Origin of the sequence: Streptomyces albidochromogenes, assembly GCF_005981925.1 — a bacterium.
Classification (GTDB): Bacteria; Actinomycetota; Actinomycetes; order Streptomycetales; family Streptomycetaceae; genus Streptomyces; species Streptomyces albidochromogenes.
Genome location: NZ_VBVX01000333.1, coordinates 1 through 6,748, shown reverse-complemented (window position 1 = coordinate 6,748; position 6,748 = coordinate 1). Strand labels below are relative to the sequence as shown.

Annotated in this window: 6 protein-coding genes; 2 read left to right on the top strand and 4 right to left on the bottom strand. The window is 73.3% G+C overall.

Features of this window, described 5'->3' with window-relative positions; all coding sequences use genetic code 11:
• Positions 1-16: 16 nt before the first annotated feature.
• Positions 17-970, bottom strand: coding sequence for a Gfo/Idh/MocA family protein (locus tag E2E34_RS29150; RefSeq protein ID WP_138904877.1), 954 nt, complete (start codon positions 968-970; stop codon positions 17-19).
• 246 nt (positions 971-1,216) lie between these two features.
• Here E2E34_RS29150 and glnII point away from each other — a divergent pair, with 246 nt between their 5' ends.
• A complete protein-coding gene (glnII, locus tag E2E34_RS29145; RefSeq protein ID WP_138904876.1) occupies positions 1,217-2,236 on the top strand; it encodes a glutamine synthetase in 1,020 nt (339 codons plus the stop codon).
• A gap of 295 nt (positions 2,237-2,531) precedes the next feature.
• A complete protein-coding gene (locus tag E2E34_RS29140; RefSeq protein ID WP_138904875.1) occupies positions 2,532-3,116 on the top strand; it encodes a winged helix-turn-helix domain-containing protein in 585 nt (194 codons plus the stop codon).
• 15 nt (positions 3,117-3,131) lie between these two features.
• On the opposite strand, the gene E2E34_RS29135 is transcribed toward E2E34_RS29140, so the two are convergent.
• The 3 genes from E2E34_RS29135 to E2E34_RS29125 form a co-directional block, all read right to left on the bottom strand.
• Entirely contained in the window at positions 3,132-4,229 is a 1,098-nt protein-coding gene (locus tag E2E34_RS29135) for a mechanosensitive ion channel family protein (protein ID WP_138904878.1), read from the bottom strand.
• A gap of 250 nt (positions 4,230-4,479) precedes the next feature.
• Complete coding sequence (locus E2E34_RS29130; RefSeq protein ID WP_138904874.1) at positions 4,480-5,925, bottom strand: PepSY-associated TM helix domain-containing protein; 1,446 nt, start codon at positions 5,923-5,925, stop codon at positions 4,480-4,482.
• 69 nt (positions 5,926-5,994) lie between these two features.
• Positions 5,995-6,561, bottom strand: a complete 567-nt coding sequence (locus tag E2E34_RS29125; RefSeq protein ID WP_167518411.1) for a hypothetical protein — start codon at positions 6,559-6,561, stop codon at positions 5,995-5,997.
• Positions 6,562-6,748: the final 187 nt, after the last annotated feature.

Genomic DNA, 6,748 nt, shown 5'->3' with positions numbered 1-6,748 from the left:
CTCCCGCACCGGCGCGTCAGCCGTCCAGCAGCGCCTGGGCGTCCGCGAGGATCTCCGTCAGGCGCAGGCCGAACGCCGCGTCGCACGGGTGCGGTTCACCGGTGCGTACGGCGTGCAGCAGGGCGTCGACCGCCGCGCCGAAGGACGTGACCCCGTCGCCCCACGACGGCATGCCGGCCACCCCGGCCGCGCCGCGCAGCTCCACCGCCGCTCCCGCCGCGCCCACCGGGGCGCTCAGGCTCAGGGTGACCGTGCTCGACGCCTGCGAGGTGTGGCGCAGTACGAGATGGACCGTGTCCCCGGGGCCCCGCGTCGCGGTCGTGGACGTGACGTCGCCGAGGACCGGCAGGAGTACGGACAGGGCGTGCGGCCCCACGTCCCACAGCGCGCCCTTCTCGCCGCGCCACGGCGACGTGGCGTACGGACTGTCCGCGTCCGGCGAGTACAGCGCGCCCAGCCACCGGGCGTGCGCCGTGAACCAGCCGTCCGTCGCGGCCTGTGCGGCGATCCACTCGGCGGTGCCCGGGGCGAAGCGCAGCGTGCAGAAGACCACCGACGCCACACCCGCCTTCGCGGCGGCGTCGACGACCTCCCGCGCCGCCGCCACCGTCGTGGCCAGCGGTTTCTCCAGCAGCAGGTGGCATCCCGCGGCGGCGGCCCGGGCCGCCAGCGGGGCCTGGACGTCGGGCGGCAGGGCGATCGCGACGGCGTCGCACGCCGCGAGGAGGGCGTCGACGTCGTCGTACGCCGTGGTGCCGTGGGCGGCGGCCAGCGCGGCGGCCGCCTCGGGCCTGCGGCCCCAGACACCGGCGAGGTCCGTGCCGGGGTGCGCGGCGAGCGCCGGCGCGTGGGTGCCGGCCGCCCAGGGGCCGGTGCCGAGCAGTCCGACGCGCGTCCTGGGTGTCGGTCCGGGCCCGGGCGGCGCGTCGGGTGTGCTCGCCGGCGCGGGCCTGATCAACGATTCGCTCATGCCGTCAGTGTGCCCGGGGCGCTCCGGGCCACCGCGCGGCCGGCCGTCGTGCCCGGCGGCGGCCGCCGCCGAAACCCTGCGGCCCCAAGGTCCCGTAACCGGTGAAAAGCCGCGATACGCGGGCGTGATGCGCCGGAAACCTGAGTAACACGGGGTTCACAATCGGGCAACGGACGGGAAATCAGCGCTTGCGAAGCTGCCCTCACAAGCCGCAGTACCGCAGCAGCACCGCAAAGGATGGCGTCCGTGACCTTCAAGGCCGAGTACATCTGGATCGACGGCACAGAGCCGACCGCCAAGCTTCGCTCGAAGACCAAGATACTGGCCGACGGCGCCGAGCTGCCCATCTGGGGCTTCGACGGATCCAGCACGAACCAGGCCGTCGGCCACGCGTCCGACCGTGTGCTGCAGCCCGTGTTCTCCTGCCCGGACCCGATCCGCGGCGGCGACAACGTCCTCGTCATGTGCGAGGTCCTGAACATCGACATGACGCCGCACGAGTCCAACACGCGTGCGCTGCTGCGCCCGGTGGCCGAGCAGTTCGCCGGCCAGGAGCCGATCTTCGGCATCGAGCAGGAGTACACCTTCTTCGACGGACACCGCCCGCTGGGCTTCCCCGAGGGCGGCTTCCCGGCCGCGCAGGGCGGCTACTACTGCGGCGTCGGGGCGGACGAGATCTTCGGCCGCGAGATCGTCGAGAAGCACCTCGACCACTGCCTCGCCGCCGGTCTGGGCATCTCCGGCATCAACGCCGAGGTCATGCCGGGCCAGTGGGAGTTCCAGGTGGGCCCGCTGGCGCCGCTGGAGGTCGCCGACCAGCTGTGGGTCGCCCGCTGGCTGCTGTACCGCACCGCCGAGGACTTCGACGTCTCCGCGACCCTCGACCCGAAGCCGGTCAAGGGCGACTGGAACGGCGCGGGCGCGCACACCAACTTCTCGACGAAGGCGATGCGCGAGGGATACGACGCGATCATCACCGCGTGCGAGTCGCTGGGCGAGGGCTCGAAGCCGATGGACCACGTCAAGAACTACGGCGCGGGCATCGACGACCGCCTCACCGGTCTGCACGAGACCGCCCCGTGGAACGAGTACAGCTACGGCGTCTCCGACCGCGGCGCGTCGGTCCGCATCCCGTGGCAGGTCGGCCAGGACCGGAAGGGCTACATCGAGGACCGCCGGCCGAACGCGAACGTCGACCCGTACGTCGTCACGCGCCTGATCGTCGACACCTGCTGCACCGCCCTGGAGAAGGCCGGCCAGGTCTGACCGTGCGGCACACGCAGTCGGGGGCGCCCACCGGTCCGGTGGGCGCCCCCTGCGCATTCCGCCGCGGGCGGCCGTCTGATTCAATGGGTCCCATGGCCAGCCACCAGGACACCTCGAAGGGTCGCAGCGACCTCGAGCCGTTCTGGCCCTCCCGTCAGCATCACGACTTCGACCGGGTGTGTTGTCGCGCGGCGAACGCGCGGGCCCTCTAAAGCCGTTACCCCGGTCTTCGGTCCAGCGCGCACGACGCAGTACGTCCCTCGACGACTCCTCCGCGCGAAAGAGCTGACCTCTCATGGCGAACACCCGTACCTTCTCCGCCGCCCCCGTCCAGTCCCCCGCACCTCTCGGCCGGCACCGGCTGCGGGCCGTCGACCGGGACGAGGTGGCGCGCCCCGGCCGGGCCCTGGGCGTGCGGCCCGCGCCCGGCCTCGACGTGGCCGACTTCCTTCCGCGGGGCGCCACCTGGCTGCCCGCGCCCCCGCACACGCTGCCCGCGCTGCCGGGGCAGCCGCCGATGATCGGCTACCTGGTGCTCGTACCGGCCGATCAGCAGCCGGCCGTGGCGCCCGCTCCCGGCCCGGACGACGCGCCGGACGACGGTCCCGTGCGGATCGACGGGGCCGACCGCACCGCCGCCGTGGACGGGCGGCCGCTCGATCTCACGTACCTGGAGTTCGAGCTGCTCGCCCACCTGGTCGCGCACCCCCACCGGGTGCACACGCGCGACCAGTTGGTGACCACGGTGTGGGGGTACGGGCATGTCGGCGACGGCCGGACCGTCGATGTCCACATCGCCCGCCTGCGCCGCAAGCTGGGCGCCGAGCACCGGGCCACGATCCAGACGGTGCGGCGGGTCGGGTACAAGTACGCGCCCTGACCACGCGTCACGGCGTCACCGCACCGGCTCGCCCGCCTCGCGCTGGTGCGGGAACGCCGTCGGCATCAGCGGCTCGCCCTGCGGCTCGCCCTGCTGCACGGTCACGGTCCGCTTGGGGGCGGGGACCCGGATGCCCTCGGCCCGGTAGCGCTGGTGCAGGCGCTTGATGAACTCGTGCTTGATCCGGTACTGGTCGCTGAACTCGCCGACGCCCAGGATCACCGTGAAGCCGATCCTGGAGTCGCCGAAGGTGTGGAAGCGGACGGCCGGTTCGTGGTCGGGGACGGCTCCGGTGATGTCGGACATCACGGCCTCGACGACCTCGGTGGTGACGCGCTCGACGTGCTCCAGGTCGCTGTCGTAGCCGACCCCCACCTGGACCATGATCGAGAGCTGCTGCTCCGGCTGGCTGAAGTTGGTCATGTTGGTGCCGGCGAGCTGGGCGTTGGGGATGATCACCAGGTTGTTCGACAGGTTGCGCACGACGGTGTTGCGCCAGTTGATGTCGACGACGTAACCCTCCTCACCGCTGCTGAGGCGGATGTAGTCGCCGGGCTGGACGGTCTTCGCGGCGAGGATGTGCACGCCCGCGAAGAGGTTGGCCAGCGTGTCCTGCAACGCCAGCGCCACCGCGAGTCCGCCCACGCCGAGCGCCGTGAGCAGCGGGGCGATGGAGACGCCCAGGGTCTGGAGTACGACGAGGAATCCCATGGCCAGCACCACGACGCGCGTGATGTTGACGAATATGGTGGCCGAGCCGGCGACTCCGGACCGGGACTGCGCCACGGACCGCACGAGGCCGGCGACGACCCGGGCCGCCGTGAGCGTGCCGGCCAGGATGAGCAGGGCGGTCAGCGCCACGTTGACGGTGTGGCCGGTCGTGGGGGTCAGCGGGAGAGCCGCAGCCCCGGCGGCCGCGCCGGCTGCCACCGCCGCCCACGGGACGAGGGTCCGCAGGGCGTCGACGATGACGTCGTCGCCGCCCCACCGCGTCCGGCTGGCGCGTTCGCCCAGCCAGCGCAGCGTCGCCCGCAGGAGCAGACCCGCGGCGACGCCGACGGCCACCGCGATTCCGGCGACGATCACGTCGTGCAGTGTGAGGGCCCGGTACATCAGTGATTCTCTCCCGTGGTCCGAGGGGTGCGGCGCGGTCGCGTCGGGACGTGCCGAGGGCGTACGGATGGCGTACGGGGGCGGTCCGACGCGGTCGTCATCCTGCCGCATGCGACGGGGCCCGTCTGCGGTGCCCCCGCCCGGCGCTCTCACGGGGCGGTGTTCCTGACGGCCGCTCAGGTCCGCCTGCCCGCCGCCGAGTCGCGGCGAAAGGGAGGGCCCGCCCGGACCGGGCGGACCCTCCCCGGGCCTAGGCCGCCGTACGGGCGCGGGCCCTGGCCACCAGCCCCACGACGACGTCCACCGCCAGGAACACCAGCAGGCTGATGCCCAGCAGCGGTACGAACCAGCCCGCCAGCGCCGTGAGCGCCACCAGCGGCAGCAGCACCGTGACGGGCACCTTCCGCCAGGCGCCGCGCGGCATCGGCCGGCCGGCGCTCAGCCTGCGCTCCTTCGTCGGCCTGCGCAGCCACCACATGCGATAGCCCCAGACGATCAGCATGATGAGGGCGAACGCCAGCGCGGCCAGCGCCAGTTGGTTCACGATGCCGAGGAAGACACCGGTGTGGGCGTCGATGCCGAAGCGCGTCAGCTTGGCGAGCAGCGGGTAGTCGGCGAAGCGCAGTTCGTCCATGACCCTTCCGTCGGCGGGGTCGACGGCGACCGAGTCCAGGTGGACCGGGAACTGGGTGTCGGTCTCCTTGACGACATAACCGCTGCCCTCGCTCGGCAGGATCACCGACATCCTGCCGTCGATGCCGGCCTGGCGGGCGGCCGCGAGGGCGTTGTCGATGCCGACGTCCTTGCCGGCCGTGCCCGGGTGGGAGCCCGAGCCGCCGCCGTGGCCCTCGTGTTCGCCGCCGCCGTCACCGCCGCCTTCGGCGAGCGCGGCGGAGACGACCGGGGTGGCGCCGCCGAGCTGGTCCTGTACGGCGCCGATGTTCTCGCCCGCGTACCGGGACCAGGTCAGGCCGGTCGCCGAGAGCAGGACGAGGCCGAGCACCGCGCACATGCCGACGGTGCCGTGCCAGGAGAGTGTCTTGCGGCGGCCCTTCGCCCCGCGCTCCGGGACGATGAGCTCGCGCTTGGAGGTGCGCCTGCGCCCGAGCCACAGCAGCAGGCCGCCGAGGGCGACCACCCACAACCAGCTGGCGGCGAGTTCGCCGTAGTGGCGGCCGAGGTCGCCGAGGTGCAGGTCGCGGTGGAGTTCGTCGAGCCAGATGCGCAGCGGCAGGGCGCCGGAGCTGCCGTAGCTGGTCAGCTCGCCGCGCACCTCGGCGGTGTACGGGTCGACGAAGACGGCGAGCGACTTGCCCTCCTCGACCTCGGGCGAGGTCATCAGGACCCTGGTCGTCGCGCCGTCCTCGGCGGAGGGCCAGACGGCGGTCACCGTGCCCTCGGGGTGGGCCTTGCGGGCGGCCGCGAGCTGGTCGCCGACCGGCAGGGTGCGCTCGCCCACGGGGACTTCGAGTTCGTTGCTGTAGAGGAACTTCTCCGCCTGGAAGGAGAGCGCGTAAAGCATCCCGCTGACGGCGGCGACCAGCAGGAGCGGGGCTATCAGCAGGCCCGCGTAGAAGTGGACGCGCAGGACGAGGGGGCGCAGGGCGCTCCAGGTGCTGCCGCGCTCGGCCGCGGGGGCCGGCGCCGGTCCTCCTGGGTGTGCCGCGGGGGGGCGTACGGGGTCGTCAATGGCCATGACTGTCCTCGGAGTGTCGACTGGTGACATGGGTCACGGGGCATGGGTGGCGGCCCCCTGGTCACGCGGTCAGACAGAGAGAAGTGCGGGGGCCGTGGCGCGGGTTGACGGGGCGCGCGGCGGCCCGCGCCGCGACAGTGTGTGCGCGAGGACGACGCCGTGGCCGCGGCGGTGCGCGGCACGGGACCTGCGAAGGCGTACGGGCTTCGGCAGTGCGGGGGCCCGTACGACGGCGAGCAGCAGCCGCAGCGGAGTGAACGCCGACGTGCCGACGGTGTGCGCGATGCGGAAGAAGGCCGCCTCGCCGCGCGCCAGCCACAGGCCGCAGACGAGCGCGGCGGCGAGGTGGGCGGCCGTCATGGCCAGGGAGTCGGAACCCTGGCCGTGGGCGGAGGCCGCGGCCACCACGGCTTCGGGGCTCATGGCCGCCGGCTGGTGGGCGACGGGCATGCCGTGGTGGCCCGCGCCCGGAGCCCCCGCCGTTCCGAAGACGAGGTGCAGCACGCCCTGTACGGCGAGGAGTCCGCCGCCCACGGCGAAGACCCCGCGCCGACGCCGGCCTGCGCTCCAGGCGAGGCCGCCCGTCACTGCGAAAGCCGTGAGCAGCGCCGAAGCCGGAACTTCATGCCCGGACATGGACGAATGCCCCACGGCTGCCGCAAGGACGCACACCGCCGCGAAAAGTGCGGCTCGCAGCGCGCGCAGAGGCGACCGGGCGTCCGTCATGGTCCGCACATGGTGCCATCCCCGAGGCCCGCACGGGGACATGGGTGCAGCACACAGCCACGCGGGGGGGCTGGGAGTCGCGGGGGTGGTGGTAGGT

What these genes read in the sequence shown, in the direction of transcription:
- E2E34_RS29130 (WP_138904874.1), bottom strand. Translation starts at nt 5,925, where the DNA reads ATGGCCATTGACGACCCCGTACGCCCCCCCGCGGCACACCCAGGAGGA.
- E2E34_RS29140 (WP_138904875.1), top strand. Translation starts at nt 2,532, where the DNA reads ATGGCGAACACCCGTACCTTCTCCGCCGCCCCCGTCCAGTCCCCCGCA.
- E2E34_RS29135 (WP_138904878.1), bottom strand. Translation starts at nt 4,229, where the DNA reads ATGTACCGGGCCCTCACACTGCACGACGTGATCGTCGCCGGAATCGCG.
- E2E34_RS29150 (WP_138904877.1), bottom strand. Translation starts at nt 970, where the DNA reads ATGAGCGAATCGTTGATCAGGCCCGCGCCGGCGAGCACACCCGACGCG.
- E2E34_RS29125 (WP_167518411.1), bottom strand. Translation starts at nt 6,561, where the DNA reads ATGTCCGGGCATGAAGTTCCGGCTTCGGCGCTGCTCACGGCTTTCGCA.